A 23,145-nucleotide genomic window follows, 5' to 3' on the forward strand; every position below is an offset into this window, starting at 1 on the left:
CGTAACCGCCCACTCATTCTGTAAGACCCGTCTGTTCACATGCTGAGCAACGGCTGCAAGAAACGCTTTCCCCAAGGGCAACAAAGAGAAGGAAAACACCGTGAACCCGGTAATCAAGAAGTTCCAGTTCGGTCAATCGACCGTTACCCTCGAAACGGGCCGCATCGCCCGTCAAGCCTCCGGCGCAGTACTGGTCACCGTTGACGATGACGTCACCGTACTGGTTGCTGTCACCGGCGCAAAAACTGCCGACCCAAGCAAAGGCTTTTTCCCGCTGTCCGTGCACTACCAGGAAAAAACCTACGCAGCCGGCAAGATCCCTGGCGGTTTCTTCAAGCGTGAAGCGCGCCCGAGCGAAAAAGAAACCCTGACTTCGCGCCTGATCGACCGTCCGATCCGCCCGCTGTTCCCGGAAGGTTTCCAGAACGAAGTGCAGGTCATTTGCACCGTGGTTTCCACCAGCAAGAAGACCGATCCGGACATCGCTGCGATGATCGGTACCTCGGCTGCCCTGGCCATCTCCGGCATCCCGTTCAACGGCCCGATCGGTGCCGCGCGCGTGGCCTTCCACCCGGAAACCGGCTACCTGCTGAACCCGACCTACGAGCAACTCAAGGCTTCCAGCCTGGACATGGTCGTGGCCGGTACCAAGGACGCCGTATTGATGGTTGAGTCGGAAGCCAAAGAGCTGACCGAAGACCAGATGCTGGGCGCCGTACTGTTCGCCCACGACGAATTCCAGGCTGTGATCAAAGCCGTATCCGAGCTGGCCGCCGAAGCCGCCAAGCCGACCTGGGACTGGCAGCCGAAAGCGGAAAACACCGCGCTGCTCAATGCTATCCGCAGTGAGTTTGGTGAGGAAATCTCCAAGGCCTACACCATCATCATCAAGCAGGACCGCTATGCGCGTCTGGGCGAGCTGAAAGATCAGGTGGTTGCCAAGTTCTCCGGCGAAGAAGGCCAGCCGTCTGCTGGTGAAGTCAAAGACGCTTTCGGTGAAATCGAATACCGCACCGTGCGCGAGAACATCGTTAACGGCAAACCGCGTATCGATGGCCGTGACACCCGTACCGTACGTGGCCTGAACATCGAAGTCGGCGTACTGGACAAGACCCACGGTTCGGCTCTGTTCACCCGTGGCGAAACCCAGGCCCTGGTCGTTGCCACCCTCGGTACCGCCCGTGATGCGCAGCTGCTCGACACCCTGGAAGGCGAGAAGAAAGACCCCTTCATGCTGCACTACAACTTCCCGCCGTACTCGGTCGGTGAGTGTGGTCGCATGGGCGCCACCGGCCGCCGCGAAATCGGTCACGGTCGTCTGGCCCGTCGTTCGGTGCAGGCCATGCTACCGGCCGCCGACGTGTTCCCGTACACCATCCGCGTGGTATCGGAAATCACCGAGTCCAACGGTTCGTCCTCGATGGCATCCGTCTGCGGTGCTTCCCTGGCCCTCATGGACGCTGGTGTACCGATGAAGGCACCGGTTGCCGGTATCGCCATGGGTCTGGTTAAAGAAGGCGAGAAATTTGCTGTTCTGACCGACATCCTCGGTGACGAAGACCACCTGGGCGACATGGACTTCAAAGTGGCCGGTACCGCCAATGGCGTGACCGCGCTGCAGATGGACATCAAGATCCAGGGCATCACCGAAGAAATCATGGAAATCGCTCTGGGCCAGGCCCTGGAAGCGCGCCTGAATATCCTCGGCCAGATGAACCAGGTCATTGCTCAGTCCCGCAGCGAACTGTCGGCCAACGCACCGACCATGATCGCCATGAAGATCGACCAGGACAAGATTCGCGACGTGATCGGCAAAGGTGGCGCGACCATCCGTGCCATCTGCGAAGAAACCAAGGCATCGATCGACATCGAAGACGACGGCTCGATCAAGATCTTCGGCGAAACCAAGGAAGCTGCAGAAGCAGCGCGTCAGCGCGTTCTGGGCATCACCGCGGAAGCCGAGATTGGCAAGATCTACGTTGGCAAGGTCGAGCGCATCGTCGACTTCGGTGCCTTCGTCAACATCCTGCCGGGCAAGGACGGCCTGGTGCACATCTCCATGCTCAGCGATGCGCGCGTAGAGAAGGTCACCGACGTGCTGAAAGAAGGTCAGGAAGTTGAAGTACTGGTACTGGACGTGGACAACCGCGGCCGTATCAAGCTGTCCATCAAGGACGTTGCTGCTGCCAAGGCTTCGGGCGTCTAATCGCTGAGTCGCTTTGCGCTGCATAAAGAGGGCCCTCAGGGGCCCTCTTTTTTTGCCTGCAAAAAGCTCCGGGCGACCATGCTGCTGTGCGACCACAGGTGTCGTGCAATATGCCTTGCGCGGTAAGGTCGAACATGCAGATTGCACGAATCAAGCTGTTCTGATTTATTTATAAGTTATTGATATTTATAAATAAATTTAAATTTATCGGGTTGGCACAGCGCTTGCGATAGTACTGGGGAGGCTGCAGCTCGTAGTGGCTTGCAGATTGTTCAGTAAACGCAGGAGGCTTTACCCATGAAAACGCCAATCAAGCATTTTGCTGTAACCGCCATGACCGCCACCGCTCTGAGTGTACTGCTCGCCGGACCGGCTTTGGCCGCTGGTGTTCCTAGCGCTCAACCACTGATGCTGGCTGCCAGTGAAACGATGGATAAGGCCGAAGATGCGGTTTCCGATACCTGGATCACCAGCAAAGTGAAATCGACCTTTCTGGCCGATAGCAACCTGAGCGGCCTCGACATCAAGGTCGAGACTAATCAGGGGGTAGTGGCACTGTCCGGTATTGTGGCCAGCTCGGCTGAGCGTGACCTGGCGATCGCCAAGGCCGGAGAGATCAAAGGTGTTAAGGCTGTAGCCGCCGAAGCCCTGGAAACCGCCCAGTAATCCATGGATGTGTGCCAGGCACGGTAACAGTGTCTGGCCGCCACTCAACGACGAGGACAGCGTAATGAATGCCGATATCATCAAAGGCAAGTGGAAGCAGATCAATGGCCACATCAAGGAGCGTTGGGGCAACCTGACCGACGATGATCTGGATGTAGCTGAGGGCCATAGCGAATACCTGGCAGGCAAGCTGCAGGAACGTTACGGCTGGACCAAGGAAAAGGCTCAGGATGAGCTGCGGGATTTCAGCAATAAGCTGTAAGCAGGCATAAAAAAGCCCCGCTGGCTTATCAGCGGGGCTTTTTAGTGGCTGTCGGGATTATCTGCCGCGCTTACTTTCTATTTTGACCAGGCGATTACCCTCGAAGCGCAGAAACTGGTACATGCCGTTGCGCGGGCCATAGGCCCATTCTTCCACGGCTACTTCGTTACGAAAACCATAGGCATCAAGCACTTCTCGGTAGCCAACAAACTCTCGGCTGATGGGCTCACCACATTTGCTGGTGACTACGCTGGTCGAGTCCTCCAGGCTGATCAAGCCGCTGTCGCAGCGCAGGGTGGATGAGGCATGGGCGCCCAGTGGAAACAATATCAGCAGACTACAAAGTAGTTTTTTCATCAGTGGGCTTTCCATGGCAAGTATTAGCGGCTTCGACGGCGTTCGATGGCGCGCAGGCGCGTGCCTTCGAACGTAAGGATGCTCAGCATGCCGTTATCCGGGCCGTAGACCCATTCCTCGATCTGGTATTCGCGCCGTTCATTGGGGCCGAGAGAGTAGCCTACCAAATCGCGAAAAGCCGGCTCGCCGCACTTTTGCAGTACCTCGAAACGGCGGTCATCCAGGCTGACCAACTGGCTGCCGCAGCGCAGCGTTTCAGCTTGCGCCAGGGTGCTGGCTGCGCTCAAGGCGAGCAGCGAGATTACGGAGCGTGTACGCATCAACTTCGTCTACCTTATTCGCTACCCAGATGCAGAGTGGTGGCGACGCGTCCATCGGCGTCGGCTTGTGCCATATTGACATCCAGCAGGTAGATACGTTCTGCCGCCAGGCCGCCCCGTTCAACCAGGTAGCTCTTGATCTCGGCGGCGCGCGCTTGAGCTAGCTGACGTTGCAGCAGGCCGCTTTGCGACCAGGATTGCAGCACGCCTTCGCGCATCTTCGCGTGGCGCTCCTCATCGGCCAGGTTGGCCCACTCGGCTGGCGGCTGCTGTTTCAGGCGTGCGCGGTAGATGCCTTCAAGCAGCACGGCTTTATCGTCCTCATCCACCTGCAGTTCGCTCGGGTCTGCGGGCACCTTGTCACCACGGCGCTGCAGGATCTTGTACCAGGTGCTCTGGTATTCACGCTCCAGTCGTTCGGCCGCCAATGGTGGGCCATCGCTGCTCTGGGCGCTCATGCCTTCGATTTCCAAACGCAGGGTCGGGCGCTCCTTCAAGGCGCTGGCCAGGGTGTCCAGGGTCTTCTGTGCATTATCGTCAAGCACGCTGCCACCTGCGCTGAAACGCACGGTACTGAGATCGACATCACTGCCGCCACTGACCAGCCCGCCGATAAACTTGAACGGTGCCTGAGCCGCGCGCAGCACCAGATTGCGCAGGGTTTGCCAGACAATCGGCATCACGCTGAATTCCGGGCTGTTGAGGTTGCCCTGTACCGGTAGCTGGATCTCGATATTGCCCTTGGTGTCTTTGAGCAGTGCCACGGCCAGGCGGATCGGCAGGTCCATGGCATCCTTGCTGTCGACTTTCTCGCCCAGTTGCAGGTCTTCCAGCAGCAACTTGTTCTCGGCATTGAGGTTGCCTTTCTCGATCTGGTAGTGCAGGTCGAGGTTGAGTCTGCCCTTGCGAATACGGAAACCGGCGAACTTGCCTGAGTAGGGCGTGAGCGTGGTCAGCTCGACATTTTTGAAGCTGGTGGCGATATCCAGGCTGTTCAGCGGATCAAACGGGGTGAGTTTGCCCTTGATGCTGACAGGTGCGTATTTATCGACCTTGCCTTGGATATCCACGCTGGCCGCTTTCGGGCTCTGGTTATCCAGGGTACCGATCTGGCCGTTGAGTTGACCGATGGCCGTGGCGAAGTTGGGGCGCAGGCTGAAGTCGGCAAAGTTGGCCGAACCGTCCTTGATGCTGATTCCGCCAATGCGGATCGGAAGTGGCTTTTCAGCTGCGGCACTGGCCGGTTTGCTGCTGGCAGGCTGGGGCACCAGCAGGTCGTTGATGTTGGTGGTCAGGTCTTCGTTAATGATAAAGCGTACGTAGGGCTGCTGTAGCTTGACCTGGCTTATCACCAAGCCTTTGCCATGTTGATAATCGAGACCTTCCACCAGCACCTGCTGCCATTTGAGGAAATCACGGTCCTTGAGGGTGTCGAGGGTGTGCAGCTGGTTGATTTCGGCCTGCCCGGCAATGCTGAAGGTCAGCGGTTCGACGCTTTTCAGGTCAACCGCCAGGTCGCTGCCGAGCTTGCCGCTGCGCAGTTCCAGGCGTACGAAGGGGCTCAGATAAGCCTGCGCCAGGCGCAGGTCGATATCACGGGTGACCACCTGCAACTTGGCCGTGGTCGGGGTCAGTTGTACCTGGCCTGCCGCCTTGATCTGCCCGGTTTTGTTCACGCCAGTGTCGAGCTTGAGGGTGAAGGGCGAGGTGCCCAGGCTGTCGAAGTCGCTCAGGTCGAGATTGAGTGGTGCCAGATCGATTTTCACGTCCTGCCCGGCGGCGCGGTCGGCCAGGTGGACCTGATAGTCGCGCAGTTGCACATCGCGCAGGATCACTTGCCAGGGCTTGCTCGGCTCCTCAGGGAGCGCTGCGCTGGCGGTTTGTGGCGCCGCGGCTTGCTGTGTAGTTGGCGCCTCGGAGGTCTCAGCTATCGGCTCGGGTTCTGTCGTTGCAGTGGAGCCTGCGCCACCCTCATTTGGAGCTGGAGCTGGAGCTGGAGCTGGAGCTGGCTTGGCGGGCTGGCTGGCCAGTAGCTTTTGCCAGTCGAGCTGGCCGTCGGCTTCGCGGGCGGCCCAGGTTTCCAGCTCTTGGCTGCGAATCTTGCCGACGATGACCTGCTGCTTGGCCAGGTCGATGCTGGTTTCGCTGATATCCAGGCTGGCCAGGCGCAGCAGCGGTTTGTCCGCCGGGCTCTTGATGGCAAAGCTGCTGAGGTTGAGCTGGGTGTTGCTCAACAGCAATTCGGTGCCTTTGGCCAGGTTCAGGCTGTAATCGCTGCTGAGGTTGATGCTGCCATCTTCCAGAACCAGCGGTACGGCATCACGTACATAGGGCCAGAAGGCTTTCAGCTTGCCGTCGGTGACTTTCAGGCTGCCGCTGGAGCTGATCGGCACCAGGCTGATGCGCCCGCTCCAGTCAATCCGCCCGCCGGTAGGGCCGGTGGCCACCAGGCTCATGTCGGCATTGTCATCGGGCAGGGTGCTGAGATTGAACAGCTCGAGGTTGAGGTCGTCGTAGAGAAACTCGATGGGTTCGCTAGGGCGCAGATCCTGAAAATGCACGTTGCCGCCACTCAGCTTGATCCGCGCAATCCGCAGTGGGAAGGGGTCTCCAGCCGGCTCTTCGGCAGCCGGCTGCGGGCTGGCGGGTAGCTTGAACAGTTGCGTCAGGTTGAGCTGACCATCCTGGCTGAAGAGAATTTCGCTGTGCGGCTTGTCCAGCTCGATGTCGGCCAGATTCAGCATGCCGCTCCACAGGCTGTCGAGTTGCAGGTTGGCATACAGGCGTTCAAAGGCGATCTGCTGCTGTTCGGCTTCGCCAATCTGCAGGCCCCACAGGCTGACTTCGAGGCTGAACGGGTTGAGTTGCAGACGTTGCAGGGACGCCGGTACCGCGGCGTACTGCGCCAGTTGCTGATTGGCGATACGCAGGCCGATACCGGGCAGAATCAGAAAGCCAAGCAGGCTGTAGAGAGCAACGGCGATGGCAATGGCGCTGGCAGCGCGCTTTATTCCTTTAAGCATATGAACGTCATCTGTCCCGACGAGAAGTGCCTTGGAGTATGGCACGCGTGCGCAGTTCCGCAGAGGCTCTACGCGGGGATTTTCTTCACGCTGGCGGGGGCGTCAGAACTGCAGGATCAGGGTCTTCAGCGGTGGCTGACCATCCTGCGAGGGGAAGTCGCTGGCTGGCGGCAGCACTTGCCAGTCGCGCACCGGACGGCCGAGTTTTTCCGCGCAGCGCAGCACCTGCTCGCGCCAATCGCTGAGGGCGACCTTTGCCAGGTTGTTGCAGCAGATCAGCACGCCGTTCTCGGCGGTAGCGAGGATCGCCGGCTTGAGCAGGCTCTGATAATCGCGCAGCAGGTCGACGGTGCCGAACGCACTTTTAGCCCAGGCCGGTGGGTCGAGCAGTACCAGGTCGAACTGGCGTTGCTCAAGGCGCGGATAGTGCGGCAGCTTCTGCCCGCGCCGCGCATTTATAGGCAAGCCGGCCAGTTGGCGAATCGCCGGGAAATAATCCGATTGCACAAATTGCATGGGAGCCAGCTGCGGGTTGAGTGCGCCATTCTCGCGGCCGACGGCCAGGTTGCCTTCGGCAAAATCCAGGTTGACCACTTCCCGCGCGCCGCCGGCCGCCGCGCTCAAACCGACGCCACAGGTATAGGCGAACAGGTTGAGTACGGATTTACCGGCGCTGTGCACTTTGACCCAGCCACGGGCGTTACGCAGGTCGAGAAACAGCAGCGGGTCCTGCCCAGCATGGCGGCCACGTACGCGGTAATTGAGGCCCCATTCATGGCCGATCAGGTCTTCCAGTGCAGCCGGCTCGGCCTGGTAGACCGGGTCGCTGCGATCAATGCGCGAGTTGCCCTGGGAGCGGTCGTTGTATACCAGCAGCAATTGCTCGCCAAGGCTGGCCTGGCATTGCTCGGCCAGCTGCAGTAGCTCGTTGCGACTCAGGCTCTGGTGAAAACTCTGCACCAGCAGTTGCAGGCCGTAACGGTCGATGGTCAGGCCGCCGGCACCTTCCTGGCTGCCGTGGAACAGGCGATAGCAGTCAGTACCTTGCTGATGCAGTTCGGCTAGCAGGTTCTGACGGTTATGCAGGGCGGCGCGCAGCGCCTGATCGAGAGCGGGCATGCACGGCGACTCGGAGTGAGGAAGGCGCGCAGTTTACCACTGCGCTTTTCTGTGGGAGGGGCTTGATTCAGCAAGCTCGCGGCTAAAGCCCCTCCCACAAGGTCAACAGTTTCAGGCCCGTTCGATGGCCAGTGCCACGCCCTGACCGCCGCCGATGCACAGAGTGGCGAGGCCTTTCTTGGCGTCGCGCTTGATCATCTCGTGCAGCAGGGTGACCAGTACGCGGCAGCCGGAGCCGCCAATCGGATGGCCGAGGGCGATGGCGCCGCCGTTGACGTTGACCTTGCTGGCATCCCAGTTCAGCTCTTTGCCCACCGACAGAGCCTGGGCGGCGAAGGCTTCGTTGGCTTCGATCAGGTCGAGGTCGGCCAGTTGCCAGCCAGCTTTCTCCAGACAGCGCTTGGTCGCCGAGACCGGGCCGATGCCCATGATCGCCGGATCGACGCCCGCGTTGGCGTAGCTGGCGATCTTCGCCAGCACCGGCAGGCCCAGGGTCTTGGCCTTTTCTGCGCTCATCAGCAGCACGGCGGCGGCACCATCGTTAAGGCTGGAGGCGTTGCCGGCGGTGACGCTGCCATCCTTCTTGAACGCCGGTTTCAGTTTGCCCAGGGACTCGGCGGTGGTGCCGGCGCGTGGTTGCTCGTCGGTGGCGAAAGCCACCGGGTCGCCTTTGCGTTGGGGAATCAGGATTGGGGTGATTTCATCGACAAAGCGCCCGGCTTCGATGGCGGCCACGGCCTTCTGCTGCGAGGCGGCGGCGAAGGCGTCCTGCGCTTCACGGCTGATCTCGTATTTCTCCACCAGATTCTCGGCGGTGATGCCCATGTGGTAGTCGTTGAAGGCGTCCCACAGGCCGTCGGTGATCATCGTGTCGACCAGCTTGGCGTGGCCCATGCGCAGGCCGGTGCGCGCGCCAGGCATCACGTAGGGGGCCAGGCTCATGTTCTCCATGCCGCCGGCGATGATCACCTCGGCGTCGCCGCAGCGGATCGCCTGAGCGCCCAGGTGCAGGGCTTTCAGGCCCGAGCCGCAGACCTTGTTCAGGGTCAGAGCGGGTACGGCGTGCGGCAGGCCAGCGAGGATCACTGCCTGACGTGCCGGGTTCTGCCCGCTGCCGGCGGTGAGTACCTGGCCAAGGATCACTTCGTCGACCTGCGCGCCGTCCAGGCCGGTCTGTTCCAGCAGGCGGCGGATTACCGCTGCGCCCAGTTCCGGTGCCGGGATATTTGCCAGCGAACCCTGGAAGCTGCCGATGGCGGTGCGGGTGGCGGCAACGATGACGACGTCTTGCATAACGCGATCCTCACAAATGACAGGCGCGGCTGGCCGCGAAAGGTCGCTATGGTGGCACAGCGGCTTTGTTTACGGCCAGCACGCGAACCGGCCGGTCAGCCGCGCGGTGGCAACTGCAAACGTTTGCGCGCGCGGTGGATCGCGCCGCCGCGTACTGCCCAGCGCAGCACGGGGGCCAGGCTATGCACGCCGCTGTAGATCACTCGGCTGTGCGCCGGGCTGATCTGCTGGCCGAGCATCTGCTGGGCCCAAGCCGGCAGCAGGTCGATACCGGCCTGCATCAGCAGCTTGGCCGCCGGTGCGGCTAGGGCGCTGGGGGCTGGTGCGTTAAGCAGGATGCGCAGAATTTCCAGTGAGCGTTCGTCGCAGAGCAATTGTGGGCGAATATCGGCCAGGTAGGCCGCGACCTCGGAGCGCGAGCGCGGCACCTGGGTCGCACCCAGGCGTTCGGCGATCAGCGCAATTTCCGCGTAGTAGCGATCCTGATCGGCCTCGCTCAGCTCTGGATTGCGGTAACGCAGATGGGCCTGGAGAAAGCTGTGCACCTCGGCCACATGCACCCAGGTCAGCAGCGCCGGGTCACTGGCTGCATAGGCGCGGCCATCCGGAGCGGTGCCTGTGACTTTCAGGTGAATGGTTTTGACCTTGTCGATCAGCCAGTCGGCGTCGGCGCGCGAACCGTAGGTGGTGCCGGAGATAAACTGCCCGGTGCGGCGCAGGCGGCCGAGCAGGTCTTCGCGAAAGTTCGAGTGATCCCACACGCCGGCCAAGGCCAGAGGGTGCAGGGCTTGCAGAAGCAGGGCGCTGATGCCGCCAATCAGCATGCTGGTGAAGTCGCCGTGTACCTGCCAGCTCACCGAGTCCGGGCCAAACAGGCCGGGGTCGCCCTTGGGGTTTTCGAAGTCGATCTGGCCGAGGGCGATACCGCTCAGACTAAGGACCTGGCCTTCAATACGACGACGGAGAAATTCCATGGAATAGGCTGTTCGCTTGCAGGTGTAGGGTGGATCGCGCTTTAGCGATCCACCCTACACCTGGCGCGGTTATCGGTTCAGGCGCTGTTCGATCAAACCGTCCACGACTGTAGGGTCGGCCAGAGTCGAGGTGTCGCCCATGTTTTCCAGCTCGTTGCAGGCGATCTTGCGCAGGATGCGCCGCATGATCTTGCCCGAACGGGTCTTCGGCAAGCCAGGCGCCCACTGGATCAGCTCGGGCTTGGCGAAGCTGCCGATTTCCTTGCCAACCAGGGCTAACAGCTCCTGTTTCAGCGCGTCGTTGATTTCCACGCCGTTCATCGGTGTGACGAAGGCATAGATACCCTGGCCTTTGAGGTCGTGCGGGTAACCGACCACGGCGGCTTCGGCGACGGCGTCATGCAGCACCAGGGCGCTTTCCACCTCGGCGGTGCCGATGCGGTGGCCGGAGACATTGATCACGTCATCCACCCGCCCGGTGATCCAGTAGTAACCGTCCTCGTCGCGGCGAGCGCCGTCGCCGCTGAAGTAGTAACCGGGGTAGGGCTTCAGATAAGTGTCGATCATCCGCTGATGGTCGCCGTAAACGCTGCGGATCTGGCTCGGCCAGCTGTCCTTGATTGCCAGTACGCCGCTGCCAGCCCCCTCAATCTCCTTGCCCTGTTCATCCAGCAGCACCGGCTGCACGCCGAAAAATGGCCGGGTCGCCGAGCCGGGTTTGAGGTCGGTGGCGCCGGGCAGTGGGGTGATCAGAATGGCGCCGGTTTCGGTTTGCCACCAGGTGTCGACGATCGGACAGCGGCGCTCGCCGACCACGTTGTAATACCACTCCCAGGCTTCCGGGTTGATCGGCTCGCCGACGCTGCCGAGCAGGCGCAGGCTGTTACGCTCGGTGCATTCGACCGGGCCGCTGCCCTCACGCATCAGCGCGCGCAGGGCGGTGGGCGCAGTGTAGAAGATGTTTACCTGATGCTTGTCGATCACCTGCCAAAAGCGCGAGGCGGTGGGGTAATTGGGTACACCCTCGAAGATCAGGCTGGTCGCGCCGTTGGCCAGCGGGCCGTAGACAATATAGCTGTGCCCGGTGACCCAGCCGACGTCGGCGGTGCACCAGTAGACATCGCCTTCGTGGTAGTCGAACACGTACTTGTGGGTCATCGCCGCCATTAGCAGATAGCCGCCAGTGCTGTGCAGCACGCCCTTGGGTTTGCCTGTGCTGCCTGAGGTGTAGAGGATAAACAGCGGGTCCTCGGCGTCCATCGGCTCCGGTGGGCAGTCGCCGGAGGCTTCACGCAAGGCTTCGTGATACCAGATGTCGCGGCCGTCGACCCAGTCGATCTCGCCCTGGGTACGCTCGACCACCACCACCGTACTGACGGCCGGGCAGCTCTGCAGCGCCTTGTCGACGTTGGCCTTGAGCGCCACGTACTTGCCGCCGCGCACGCTTTCATCGGCGGTGATCACCGTGCGGCAATCGGCATCCAGAATACGGTCACGCAGCGCGTCGGGGGAGAAACCGCCGAACACCACCGAATGCACCGCACCGATGCGCGTGCAGGCGAGCATGGCGTAGGTGGCCTCGGGGATCATCGGCATGTAGATGCACACTCGGTCGCCCTTTTTCACTCCACGGCTTTTCAGCACGTTGGCCAGGCGACTGACGTTGTGGTGCAGTTTCTTGTAGGTGATATGTGCCGATTCGCTGGGGTTGTCGCCTTCCCAGATCAGCGCGATCTGCTCGCCGCGCTGCTGCAGGTGGCGGTCGATGCAGTTGTAGCTGACGTTCAGCTGCCCGCCCTTGAACCAGGAGCCCGAGCCGCTGAGCAGGTCGCCCTGCTGCACGCTGTCCCAGGGTTTGCTCCAGTCGAGAAAGGCCTTGGCCTGCTCGGCCCAGAAGGTTTCCGGTTGCTCGATCGACTGCTGGTACAAGCGCAGGTAGTCGTCGTTATCCAGGTGGGCGCGTTGGCGCACTGCATCGGGCACGGGGTGGCGAGTGATTTCGAACATGGCGGGTCCTTGTTGTTGTGTTCCGCAATGTTCGTAAGGGTGAACCAAGCGGGTGCTTGGTTCAAGTGCTGGCCTTGTGCTTAGCCGGCTTCGATCAGCCGCGATGGCGTTCGCGGAAGTGCTGGATCAGTCCCTGGGTCGAGGCGTCGCTGGCAGGCTCGTCGAGCTGACCGGTGAGGCGTTGATAAACTCCCTGGCCGAGCTCCTTGCCCAGTTCGACGCCCCACTGGTCGAAGGCGTTGATGCCCCAGATGGCGCTTTGGACAAACACCTTGTGCTCATACAGCGCGACCAGTGCGCCGAGGTTGAACGGGTCGACGCGGTTGAGCGCGAGGATATTGCTCGGGCGGTTACCGGGGATCACCTTGTGCGGTGCCAGGCGTTGTACTTCGCCCTCGTCGAGCCCCTTGGCGCGCAACTCGGCTTCGGCTTCCTCGCGGGTCTTGCCGTGCATCAGGGCCTGGCTTTGCGACAAACAGTTGGCAAACAGCCACTGGTGGTGGTCGGCCAGCGGGCTGAAACTGTTGACTGGGACGATAAAGTCCGCCGGGATCAGCTCGGTGCCCTGGTGCAGTAACTGGTGATACGCGTGTTGGCCGTTGCAACCCACGCCGCCCCAGATCACGGGGCCGGTACTGAAGTCCACGGGGCTGCCGTCCTGGCGCACGCTCTTGCCGTTGGACTCCATGTCCAATTGCTGCAAATGCTTAGTGAAGTTACGCAGGTAGTGGTCGTAGGGCAGGATCGCCTGGCTTTTCGCGCCCCAGAAATTGCCGTACCAGATACCCAGCAGGGCCATCAGCACCGGCATGTTTTCCGCCAGCGGTGCCTGGGCGAAATGCTGGTCCATGGCGTAGGCACCGGCCAGTAGCTCCTTGAAGTTGGAAATGCCAATGGCTAGCGCAATAGGCAAGCCGATGGCTGACCACAGTGAATAACGGCCGCCGACCCAGTCCCACATCGGGAAAATATTTTCCGCCTTGATGCCGAACTCGATGGCAGCCTTCTGGTTGCTGGTGACCGCAATAAAATGTTTGTGCAGCTCGGCTTCCGGGCCGCCCAGGGCCAGGTACCAGTCCCGTGCCGCCAGGGCGTTCTTCAGGGTTTCCAGGGTGCCGAAGGATTTCGACGAGACGATAAACAAGGTGGTCTGCGGATTCAGGCGGGCGGTCAGCTCGCGGAATTCGCTTCCGTCGATATTGGCCAGGTAATGGCAGCGCACGCCGCGCTGGGTAAAGGGCCGCAGCGCTTCGGATACCAGCTGTGGGCCGAGGAATGAGCCGCCGATGCCGATATTCACCACTTCGGTGATCGGCTTGTCGCTGTAGCCGCGCCACAGGCCGCTGTGGATGCGGCTGACCAGCTCGGTCATCTGATTGAGTACGCGGTGCACCTGGGGAATCAGGTCCACGCCGTCGAGTTTCAGGCTGCGGCCAATCGGGCTGCGCAAGGCCGTGTGCAGGGCTGCGCGGCCTTCCGAGGCGTTGACCTGCTCGCCTTTGAACAGTGCCTGGATGGATTCGCCCAGTTGGCATTGTTCGGCCAGTTGCACCAGCAGTTGCAGAGTCGTGTCGTTGATCAGGTTCTTCGAGTAATCCAGCAGCAGCCCGCAGCCGCTCAGGGAGAACCGCGAGAAGCGCTGCGGATCGCTGGCGAAGGCCTCGCGCATGCTGAAGTCGTTCATCTGCTGACGATGTTCGCGCAGTGCCTGCCAGGCGGGCAGGTTGGTGACATCATGCGGCTGCTGGTAGTAAGCCATTGGTGCGTGTTCCTTTCCTGGGTGCGGCTAATCAATCATGCAAAAAGGCCCGGAGTGATCCGGGCCTGGAGTGTAGCTGGCAGGTGCGGTTGGCGAGCCTGCTCAAGTAGACCACTGAACCCGGCTCAGGTTACCAAGGCGGTGTGTGCAGCGGTTGGTCAGTGCCTGTTCTCAGGCGGAAGTATCGAGCTCGAATGCCAGGTTGTCGATCAGCCTTGTGCTGCCAATAAAGGCGGCCACCAGAATGACCAGTTGCTGATCATCGCCAGTGGCCGGGCGCAAACCGTTGGCTTCACGCACTTCTAGGTAGTCAGGGCGAAAGCCGGCGGCGCTGTGTTGTGCCTGGGCGGCATGAATCAGCTTGGCGTAGTCACGTTCGCCTGCCTGGATGGCGGCGGCCATCTCGCGCAGGGTGCGGTACAGCACCGGGGCGGCAGCACGTTGCTCGGCCGTCAGGTAACCGTTGCGCGAAGACAGTGCCAGACCGTCGTCGGCGCGTACGGTGGGCTCACCGATAATCTGGATCGGCATATTCAGGTCGCGCACCAGAGTGCGGATCACTGCCAGTTGCTGGAAATCCTTCTGGCCAAAAATCGCCAGGTCCGGCTGCACCATGTTGAACAGCTTGCTCACGACCGTGGCGACCCCTTCGAAGTGCCCAGGACGACTGGCGCCGCACAGGCCTTCGGACACACCAGGCACGCTGACGCGGGTCTGGCCGTCCATGCCACTGGGGTACATTTCCTCGACATCCGGGGTGAACAGCAGGTGGCAGCCGGCTTCGACCAGCTTCTCCTGGTCAGCGAGCAGGGTGCGCGGGTATTTGTCGAGGTCTTCGCTGGGGCCGAACTGCAACGGGTTGACGAAGATGCTGGCGACCACGAAGTCGGCGCGCTGGGCGGCTTTTTCCACCAGTGCGGCGTGGCCGGCGTGAAGGTTGCCCATGGTCGGCACAAAGGCGATCTGTTTGCCTTCGGCGCGCGCCTGGGCGACAGCGGCGCGCAACTCGCGCACGCTTTTAACTGTGTTCATGCAGAAAATCCGTGTTCGGCTGCTGGGAAGCTCTGGTCTTTGACCGCTTTGACATAAGCACTGATGGCGTTCTGGATGCTGCTCTGGCCGGCCATGAAGTTCTTCACGAACTTCGGTGTACGACCGCTCAACGACAGGCCAAGCATGTCGTGCAGTACCAGCACCTGGCCGTCGGTGGCCGCGCCGGCACCGATGCCGATCACCGGGATTTTTACTGCCTGGCTAATTTCAGCAGCAAGCTCGCTGGGCACACATTCGAGCAGCAGCATGGCCGCGCCGGCCTGTTCCAGCACCATGGCGTCGGCGCGCATTTGCCGGGCCTGGGCTTCCTGGCGGCCCTGCACTTTATAACCACCAAGGATATTCACTGCCTGTGGGGTCAAGCCCAGGTGGGCGCAGACAGGCACGCCACGTTCGGCCAGTTGGCGAATCGGCTCAGCCAGCCAGGCGGCACCTTCCAGCTTGACCATGTGGGCGCCGGCCTGCATCAGTGCTGCGCTGTTGTTCAGGGCCTGCTCAAGAGTGGCGTAGGCCATAAAGGGCAGATCGGCGAGAATCAGCGCGCCCTGGTTGCCACGTTTGACGCTGGCGGTGTGGTACGCCATTTCGGCGACAGTGACGGGCAGCGTGCTGTCATGGCCTTGCAAGACCATGCCGAGGGAATCGCCCACCAGCAGCACATCGACTCCGGCCTGGCAGGCCGTCTGGGCGAACGTGGCGTCATAGCAGGTCAGCATGGCGATTTTCTCGCCGCTCTGCTTGAGGCTTTGCAGGGTGGTCAGGGTTACATCAGGCATGAAAACTGTCCTCACTCAGGCGTTCAGTCAGCAGTTGTGCTGCTTCAAGTTGGCCTGCATTGGCCTCGAATTGCACCGGTGCGGGGCAACGGGACGCCTATAGTCCTGATGGGGGGGCTCGAAGTCAATTGCAGGTGTTACCGGCCTGTTACTGGCGTTACCGCCAATGCACCTGCTGGCTGCCGAGGTTAGCGCTGCGCAGTGGCATGACTCGGCAGTCGAGATTGATCGGTTTCAGACTCGCGCGGTTTCGTTGAGCCGTTCCAGCCCGACAAAGGGGCAGGCATCAAGCAGCTCGGTCAGCGCGCGGCCATCTGGTAGCTTCAGGTCGGGGGCAATTTCAGCCAGCGGGTAGAGGACAAAGGCGCGGGCGTGCATGTGGTAGTGCGGCACGGTCAGGCGTGGTTCATCCAGTTGGCGTTCGCCGAATAGCAGGATATCCAGATCGAGGGTGCGCGGGCCCCAGCGTTCGGCTTTGCGCGTGCGACCCTGTTCCAGCTCGATGGTTTGCAGTGCATCAAGCAGGGCCAGTGGGCTGAGTTCGGTATCCAGCGCCGCTACAGCATTGACGTAGCGCGGCTGATCCGCCGGGCCGAGCGGATCGCTGGCATAGAAGGATGATTGCGCAACCAGCTGCGTTTGCGGCAGCGCGGCCAGGGCGGCTAGCGCGCTGCGCAGTTGTTCGAGCGGGGTGGCCAGGTTGCTGCCCAGGCCGATATACACGCGTTCCATTATTCGCCAGCAGGGTTGCTTGGGCTTTCGCTCGCCGGGCCACGTTTGCGCTTGCTGTTGCTGCGTTTACGCTTGCGCGGCGCGCCAGGTGCGTCGTCCTTGTTGCTGAGGTCGCGGATCATATTGCGCCGCTCGCTGTCACTGACATCCTGATAACGGGTCCACCAGTCGCCCAGGCCACCGGTTTCTTCACCGGCGCTTTCACGCAGCAGGAGGAAGTCGTAACCGGCACGGAAGCGTGGGTTTTCCAGCAGCATATCGGCGCGTTTGCCGCTGCGCCGTGGCAGGCGTTCCTGCATATCCCAGATTTCACGGATCGGCATGGTGAAGCGCTTGGGTACAGCAATGCGCTGACACTGTTCGCTGATCAGCTCGTGAGCAGCCTCCTGCATGGCCGGGATCGGCGGCATGCCGCGCTCCTGCAGCTTGATCACGCGGGCCGGCAGTGCAGGCCAGAGCAGCGCCGCCAGGAGGAAGGCCGGCGTGACGGTCTTGCCCTGGTGAATGCGCAGGTCGGTGTTATCCAGGGCATTGCGGATCAGTTGATCGGTGTAGTCCGGGTTGAGTTTCAGCGCTTCGGCGCTGGCCGGGAACAGCTGGCCAAACAGGCCGTAATCGACCAGCAGCTCATAGGTGTACACCGCGTAGCCGGCGAGGAACAGCTTGAGCACTTCATCGAACAGGCGTGCGGCGGGGATGCCGCCGAGCAGCGGAGCCAGTTTGTAGATCGGTGCGGCGCTGTGTTTTTCGATGTCGAAATCCAGCTTGGCGGCAAAACGCACGGCGCGCAGCATGCGCACCGGGTCTTCCTGGTAGCGCTGGGTCGGGTCGCCGATCAAGCGGATCAGGTGGTTGCGGATATCGTGCACGCCATTGGCGTAGTCGAGAATGCGTTCGGTGACTGGGTCGTAGTACAGCGCATTGATGGTGAAGTCGCGGCGCTGGGCATCGTCTTCGAGGGTGCCGTAAACGTTGTCGCGCAAAATGCGCCCGCTTTCGTTGCGCGAGGACAGGTTGCTGTTCTCTTCTTCATCACCTTCGGGGTGATTGGCGCGGAAGGTTGCTGTTTCGATTATTTCCCGACCGAAATGTACGTGAACCAACTTGAAGCGGCGACCGATTACCCGCGCGTTACGGAACTCGGCACGCACTTGCTCGGGCGTGGCGCTGGTGGCTACGTCGAAATCCTTGGGCTCGATATCCAGCAGCAGATCACGCACGCAGCCACCGACCAGATACGCCTGGTAGCCGGCCTGTTGCAGGCGCTCGACCACACTGATGGCGTAGCGGCTGATCTCGCCGCGTTCGATCGGATGTTGGCTGCGGCTCAGCACTTCAGGTGTGCTGTGCGAGTGTTTGCCACGGCGGGTGGGCGTACGGAAGGACTTGAACAGCTTTTTCAGCATGGGAGGCACTGTTTGACTAAATGACTGGCCAGAGTATATGCCGGCCGCAGGAATGGCGCGGATTCTAGCATTGAGTCGGGGATTGATGCAGGAAACGACAGGAAAGGCTGGCAGGCGGGGGATTTGAAGCTACTGGGGGAGCCGAAGCTCCCCCCCAAATTGGTGCGTGCTCTATTTTTATTATTATGGCGGGCTTGTTGTTTTTGTTGATTTACCCGTTCCATCCAGTCAAGGACCTTTGGAAAACTTCCCAAGCTGGGAATCAAGAGCAAACGGATTGCTTTGGATGCTGACGCTGCCATGATCACACCGTGACCCAACCAGTACTGGCGCTGCCTTAGGGCAGTTTTATTGTTCTCGGCCTGGTTTTGGGGTGAACCCCAAAGGCAATTCCTTTCCAAAAGAATCAGTTAGCTGCGCCTCCGCGTTGTTGTTTTTATTGTGCTGGAGTCGGTACGTCTTATTTTTATTAGGTTTGGAGCGTGCTTGTTATTGTTGTTGTGCCAGCAATAAAGCAGAACCCGTGCCAGTTTTTGAAATCACTTTAAAAACAATGGCTTGAGCTGTTTGCGGGGTGGCGAGGTGGCATAAAAAAGCCGGGCTCTCGTTACCATAAGACCCGGCTTTTGTTACTAAGTGTTGAATGGGTAACAGACTGTGGAACCTCTGGCGCACACATCTGTCACCCATGCGCAGGGCTCTAGCCTGCGGTTGCCCCCGAAGATTTGCGCCGTGGGATACCCAGGCGCTGGCGGCGTTCCCACAAACATTTGCGGCTGATACCGAGTTTGCGCGCCAGTTCGGTCTCGGTCATGTGGTCCTGGTGTTCCAGAACGAAGTGCTGGAAGTAGTCTTCCAAGGACAGGTCTTCGGTCGGCTCGCTCGGCTCATGGCCCAGGCCGCCGCTTTGCGCGGGCAGGCCGGTGAAGTCGTCTTCCAGATCATCCAGCTCGATATCGATGCCCAGCAGCTCGGCCGAGATGCTGTTGCCTTCGCAGAGGATTACCGCGCGTTCGATGGCGTTCTCCAGCTCGCGCACGTTGCCCGGCCAGGGATAATGGCGGATGGCCTGTTCGGCGTCGCTGGCAAAGCTCAGGTCGAGGCGACCCTGGCGGCTGCTCTGGCGGATCAGGAAGGCACGGGCGATTTCGATCACGTCGGCGCCGCGTTCGCGCAGTGGCGGCAGTTTCAGCGCAATCACATGCAGGCGGTAATACAGGTCTTCACGGAACTGACCGATCTTCGACAGGGTTTTCAGGTCACGGTGGGTCGCGGCGATCAGACGCACATCGACTTTTTGTGATTGCACCGAGCCGACCCGGCGAATCTCGCCTTCCTGCAATACGCGCAGCAGACGCGCCTGAGCTTCCAGCGGCAGCTCGCCGATTTCATCGAGGAACAGAGTACCGCCGTCAGCGGCTTCGACCAGGCCGGCACGCCCGGCGCTGGCGCCGGTAAAGGCACCTTTTTCGTGGCCGAACAGTTCGGACTCGATCAGGGTTTCCGGGATGGCGGCGCAGTTCACCGAAATCAGCGGTGCCTTGGCTCGGCGCGAAAGGTTGTGCAAGGCGCGGGCGACCAGTTCCTTACCAGTGCCGGACTCACCCTGGATCAGTACGTTGGAATCAGTGGGCGCGACCTTGCGAATCTTGCTGTACATCTCCTGCATGGCGGCGCAGGAGCCGATGATGCCGATTTCGCCGTTGCTGTTGTCCACCACCTTGTCGGTGCTGGCTTTTGCCACACTGGCGGCAGGCGCTGGAGCGCTCTTGGCCTGCTGGTGATCGCGCAGGATACGCGCCACGGCCTGGAGCATTTCGTCGTGGTCGAAGGGTTTGGCGATGTAGTCCACCGCGCCCATCTTCATCGAGTCGACCGCCGAGCGCAGGCTGGCATAGCTGGTCATGATCAGCACCGGGGTGCCTTGGCCGAGCTTGATCAGTTCGGTGCCGGGCGCGCCGGGCAGGCGCAGGTCGCTGACAATCAGGTCGAAGCTGGGGATGCTGAAGCGCTCTTGCGCTTCCTGTACCGAGCCGGCTTCGCTGACTTCGTATTGGTTACGTTCCAGCAGGCGACGCAAGGCAGAGCGGATAATGGTTTCGTCTTCGACGATCAAAATATGAGGCATCAATTCGGTCTCTCGACGGTCTCGGGGCATGCCGCTGGGCTAAAGGGCCTGGCAGGCATGCTCGCTGGTAGCTGGTTTAAGTCGCTATGGACGTCGTCTCGACATGCCGCGGCAGGCTGACCCGAATACGGGTGCCGCGTTGGAGCTCGGGGTCGGCCGGGCTGTCGATTGTTATCTGTCCATAATGCTCTTCCACGATCGAATAGACCAGTGCAAGGCCCAGCCCCGTACCTTTGCCCGGGTCCTTGGTGGTGAAGAAAGGTTCGAACAGGCGGTCGATGATCGCCTTGGGAATACCGCTGCCTTCGTCCTCGACGATCAGGTCGACGGTGTGCTCGAAACGTTCGCTCTTGACCCTGATCGCGCTGCCCGGTGGTGAGGCATCGCGGGCGTTGGAGAGCAGGTTGATCAGCACTTGTGCCAGGCGCTGCGGATCACCCACTACCCAGTGATCGGAATCGCAGAGATTGAAGAACTGCACTTCGACACTGCGCCGGTTGAGTGCCAGCAGGGCAATCGCATCCTGAGCGACCTGCGCCAGGCACACCGGTTCCTCACTGTTCTGATGGCTGCCGGAATGTGCAAAGCTCATCAGCGACTGGACGATGCGTGACACGCGTTTGGTCTGCTCGATGATCTGCTCGCTGATCTCGGTCAGTTCGGGGTCGCCTTCACGCTCTTCGCGCAGGTTCTGCGCCAGGCAGGCGATACCGGTGATCGGGTTGCCGATCTCATGCGCCACACCGGCGGCCAGGCGACCGATGGAAGCCAGGCGCTCGGAGTGCACCAGCTTGTCTTCGAGCATCTGGGTTTCCGTGAGGTCCTCAACCAGCAGCACCAGGCCGCTGTTACCCGGCGCCAGGGGCTCGTCGATGGCGGCCTTGTGCAGGTTGAGCCAGCGGGTCTGGCCATCGAGGGCCAGGCGCTGTTTGTGCAGGTGCTCGTCGGGCAGTTCGATAAACCGTTCCAGCAGCCCGCGCCAGGGTTCGCCCAGGGTGTTCAGGCGCGAGCCGACCACGCGTTGTGCGGGGATTTCCGTGAGTTCTTCCATGGCCTTGTTCCACATCAGGATCTCCTGATCCTTGGCCAGCGAGCAGACGCCCATGGGCAATTCCTGCAGGGTCTGGCGGTGGTAACGGCGCAGGGTGTCGAGTTCGGCGGCCAGGCCGGTGAGGCGCGAGTGGTAGTCCTCCAGGCGGTTCTCGATAAAGTGAATGTCTTCGGTGACGTAGGTTTCGCTGCCAGCTTTATACGGCAGGAAGGTCTCGACGATGTCCTGGGCCACGCTGGGGCCCATCAGGCCGGAGAGGTTGGCCTCGATGCGGTCGCGCAGGCGGCGCAGGGCATAGGGGCGGCCTTCATCGAAGGGCAGATGCAGGTCGCGCAGGGCTTGCTCGACTTCGTGCTGGGCGGTCTTGGCGCCCAGGGGTTTGGCCAGTTGCGCGGCAAACTCCTGCGGTGAGGCGGCCAGCAGCTCGCGGCGTTGCGGGCGGCGCACGTTATCCACGGCGCAGGCTTCGGCGGCGCTCTTTTCTTCCGGGCTGGCTTCGGTAAACAGTGACACCAGGGTGAACACCAGCACGTTGGCGGCCAGCGAGCCAATGGCGGCCAGGTGCCAGCTACTGTCATCCAGGACATAGATGACGTTGAACCAGGGCAGGTAAAAGCCCTGCAGGTTGCCGAGCATCGGCAGCAGCATGCTCACCACCCACACACCGATACCCGCCAGCAGCCCGGCGATAAAGCCTTTACGGTTGGCGGTTGGCCAGTACAGCACCGAGAGCACGCCAGGGAGGAACTGCAAGGTGGCGACGAAGGCGACGATGCCGAGGTTGGCCAGGTCCTGTTCGGCGCCGAGCAATAGATAGAAACCGTAACCGGCCATGATGATCAGCAGGATCAGCGCGCGCCGCGTCCACTTCAGCCAGCGGTAGATATTGCCTTCCGACGGCGGCTGGTACAGCGGTAGCACCACATGGTTGAGCACCATGCCCGACAGCGCCAGGGTGCTGACGATGATCAATCCGCTGGAGGCGGCCAGCCCGCCGACATAGGCAATCAGCGCCAGCGTCTGGCTGTTGACCGCGATGCCGACGCCGAGGGTGAAGTATTCCGGGTTGGTGGTGGCGCCCAGTTTCAGCCCGGCCCAGAGGATCAGCGGCACCGCCAGGCTCATCAGCAGCAGGAATAACGGCAGGCCCCAACTGGCGCTGACCATGGCGCGCGGGTTGAGGTTCTCGGTAAAGGTCATGTGATACATGTGCGGCATGACGATGGCCGAGGCGAAAAACACCAGCAGCAGTGTGCGCCACGGGCCTTCCTGCAACGGCGTGTGCAGGCTGGTCAGCGACGACTGGTTTTGCACCAACCAGGATTGCAGATCCTGCGGGCCGTCGAACACGCCATACAGCGCATACAGGCCGATGGCGCTGATCGCCACCAGCTTGACCACCGACTCGAAAGCGATGGCGAATACCAGGCCTTCATGCTTCTCGCGGGTGGCGATATGCCGCGCGCCGAAGAGGATGGTGAACAGAATGATCAACCCGCAGTAGGCCAGCGCCACGCGTTCCTGCACCGGCTCGCGGGTGAGAATGCCGATGGAGTCGGCCACCGCCTGAATCTGTAGGGCCAGCAGCGGCAACACGCCCACCAGCATAAATACGGTGCTCAGGGCGCCGGCCCAGGTGCTGCGAAAGCGGAAGGCAAACAGATCGGCCAGTGATGACAGCTGGTAGGTACGGGTGATGCGCAGAATCGGGTAGAGCAGCACCGGCGCCAGCAGAAACGCTCCGGACACCCCGAGGTAACTGGCGAGAAAACCGTAGCCGTATTGATAGGCCAGCCCCACGGTGCCGTAGAAGGCCCAGGCGCTGGCATAGACGCCGAGTGACAGGGTGTAGGTCAGTGGGTGACGGATTACCCAGCGTGGAATCAGGCCGTGTTCACTGATCCAGGCCACGCCGAACAGGATAAGAAGGTAGGCGGCGCTGATCAGAATCAGCTGGCTCAGGCTAAAGCTCGTCAGCATCACGTTGGCTCTGAAGCGAATAGGGGTAAGGAG

17 protein-coding genes are annotated in these 23,145 nt (G+C 61.3%); 3 read left to right on the top strand and 14 right to left on the bottom strand.

Annotated features, from left to right (window positions below):
• Positions 1 to 100: 100 nt before the first annotated feature.
• The 3 genes from pnp (at position 101) to IOD17_RS18270 (ending at position 3,134) form a co-directional block, all read left to right on the top strand.
• Positions 101 to 2,206 carry a polyribonucleotide nucleotidyltransferase gene (pnp, locus tag IOD17_RS18260; protein WP_233686452.1) on the top strand — a complete coding sequence of 702 codons (2,106 nt, stop codon included), beginning with the start codon at positions 101 to 103 and terminating at the stop codon, positions 2,204 to 2,206.
• Between the two features lie 297 nt (positions 2,207 to 2,503).
• Complete coding sequence (locus IOD17_RS18265) at positions 2,504 to 2,872, top strand: BON domain-containing protein (RefSeq protein WP_233686453.1); 369 nt, start codon at positions 2,504 to 2,506, stop codon at positions 2,870 to 2,872.
• Positions 2,873 to 2,936: 64 nt separating this feature from the next.
• On the top strand, positions 2,937 to 3,134 hold the full coding sequence (locus IOD17_RS18270) for a CsbD family protein (protein ID WP_233686454.1): 198 nt from the start codon (positions 2,937 to 2,939) through the stop codon (positions 3,132 to 3,134).
• 57 nt (positions 3,135 to 3,191) lie between these two features.
• Here IOD17_RS18270 and IOD17_RS18275 read toward each other — a convergent pair whose 3' ends face one another.
• The 14 genes from IOD17_RS18275 to IOD17_RS18340 all read right to left on the bottom strand — a co-directional run bounded on the left by IOD17_RS18275 (position 3,192) and on the right by IOD17_RS18340 (position 23,112).
• Positions 3,192 to 3,491, bottom strand: a complete 300-nt coding sequence (locus IOD17_RS18275) for a DUF2845 domain-containing protein (RefSeq protein WP_233686455.1) — start codon at positions 3,489 to 3,491, stop codon at positions 3,192 to 3,194.
• Positions 3,492 to 3,514: 23 nt separating this feature from the next.
• Positions 3,515 to 3,811, bottom strand: a complete 297-nt coding sequence (locus IOD17_RS18280) for a DUF2845 domain-containing protein (RefSeq protein ID WP_233686456.1) — start codon at positions 3,809 to 3,811, stop codon at positions 3,515 to 3,517.
• 14 nt (positions 3,812 to 3,825) lie between these two features.
• Positions 3,826 to 6,834 carry a DUF748 domain-containing protein gene (locus IOD17_RS18285; RefSeq protein WP_233686457.1) on the bottom strand — a complete coding sequence of 1,003 codons (3,009 nt, stop codon included), beginning with the start codon at positions 6,832 to 6,834 and terminating at the stop codon, positions 3,826 to 3,828.
• 102 nt (positions 6,835 to 6,936) lie between these two features.
• Positions 6,937 to 7,953, bottom strand: coding sequence for a class I SAM-dependent rRNA methyltransferase (locus IOD17_RS18290; RefSeq protein WP_233686458.1), 1,017 nt, complete (start codon positions 7,951 to 7,953; stop codon positions 6,937 to 6,939).
• A gap of 111 nt (positions 7,954 to 8,064) precedes the next feature.
• A complete protein-coding gene (locus tag IOD17_RS18295; protein ID WP_233686459.1) occupies positions 8,065 to 9,246 on the bottom strand; it encodes an acetyl-CoA C-acetyltransferase in 1,182 nt (393 codons plus the stop codon).
• A gap of 95 nt (positions 9,247 to 9,341) precedes the next feature.
• Positions 9,342 to 10,220 (bottom strand): oxygenase MpaB family protein, encoded by an 879-nt coding sequence (locus IOD17_RS18300; RefSeq protein ID WP_233686460.1) that lies wholly within the window; start codon positions 10,218 to 10,220, stop codon positions 9,342 to 9,344.
• A 69-nt stretch (positions 10,221 to 10,289) separates the two neighbouring features.
• A complete protein-coding gene (gene acs, locus IOD17_RS18305) occupies positions 10,290 to 12,227 on the bottom strand; it encodes an acetate--CoA ligase (RefSeq protein ID WP_233686461.1) in 1,938 nt (645 codons plus the stop codon).
• A gap of 94 nt (positions 12,228 to 12,321) precedes the next feature.
• A complete protein-coding gene (gene pgi, locus IOD17_RS18310; protein ID WP_233686462.1) occupies positions 12,322 to 13,986 on the bottom strand; it encodes a glucose-6-phosphate isomerase in 1,665 nt (554 codons plus the stop codon).
• A 171-nt stretch (positions 13,987 to 14,157) separates the two neighbouring features.
• Positions 14,158 to 15,018: a pantoate--beta-alanine ligase gene (panC, locus tag IOD17_RS18315; protein ID WP_233686463.1), complete on the bottom strand. Its 861-nt coding sequence runs from the start codon at positions 15,016 to 15,018 to the stop codon at positions 14,158 to 14,160.
• Positions 15,015 to 15,815: a 3-methyl-2-oxobutanoate hydroxymethyltransferase gene (panB, locus tag IOD17_RS18320; protein WP_233686464.1), complete on the bottom strand. Its 801-nt coding sequence runs from the start codon at positions 15,813 to 15,815 to the stop codon at positions 15,015 to 15,017. The genes panC and panB overlap by 4 nt, the downstream gene beginning before the upstream one ends.
• A gap of 234 nt (positions 15,816 to 16,049) precedes the next feature.
• Positions 16,050 to 16,547 (bottom strand): 2-amino-4-hydroxy-6-hydroxymethyldihydropteridine diphosphokinase, encoded by a 498-nt coding sequence (gene folK, locus IOD17_RS18325; RefSeq protein WP_233686465.1) that lies wholly within the window; start codon positions 16,545 to 16,547, stop codon positions 16,050 to 16,052.
• A complete protein-coding gene (locus tag IOD17_RS18330; RefSeq protein ID WP_233686466.1) occupies positions 16,547 to 17,953 on the bottom strand; it encodes a polynucleotide adenylyltransferase PcnB in 1,407 nt (468 codons plus the stop codon). The genes folK and IOD17_RS18330 overlap by 1 nt, the downstream gene beginning before the upstream one ends.
• Positions 17,954 to 18,653: 700 nt before the next feature.
• Entirely contained in the window at positions 18,654 to 20,081 is a 1,428-nt protein-coding gene (locus IOD17_RS18335) for a sigma-54-dependent transcriptional regulator (protein WP_233686467.1), read from the bottom strand.
• A gap of 76 nt (positions 20,082 to 20,157) precedes the next feature.
• Positions 20,158 to 23,112 (bottom strand): sensor histidine kinase, encoded by a 2,955-nt coding sequence (locus IOD17_RS18340; RefSeq protein ID WP_233686468.1) that lies wholly within the window; start codon positions 23,110 to 23,112, stop codon positions 20,158 to 20,160.
• Between the last annotated feature and the right edge of the window lie 33 nt (positions 23,113 to 23,145).

This window comes from Pseudomonas anguilliseptica, assembly GCF_021375795.1.
GTDB lineage: Bacteria > Pseudomonadota > Gammaproteobacteria > Pseudomonadales > Pseudomonadaceae > Aquipseudomonas > Aquipseudomonas anguilliseptica_A.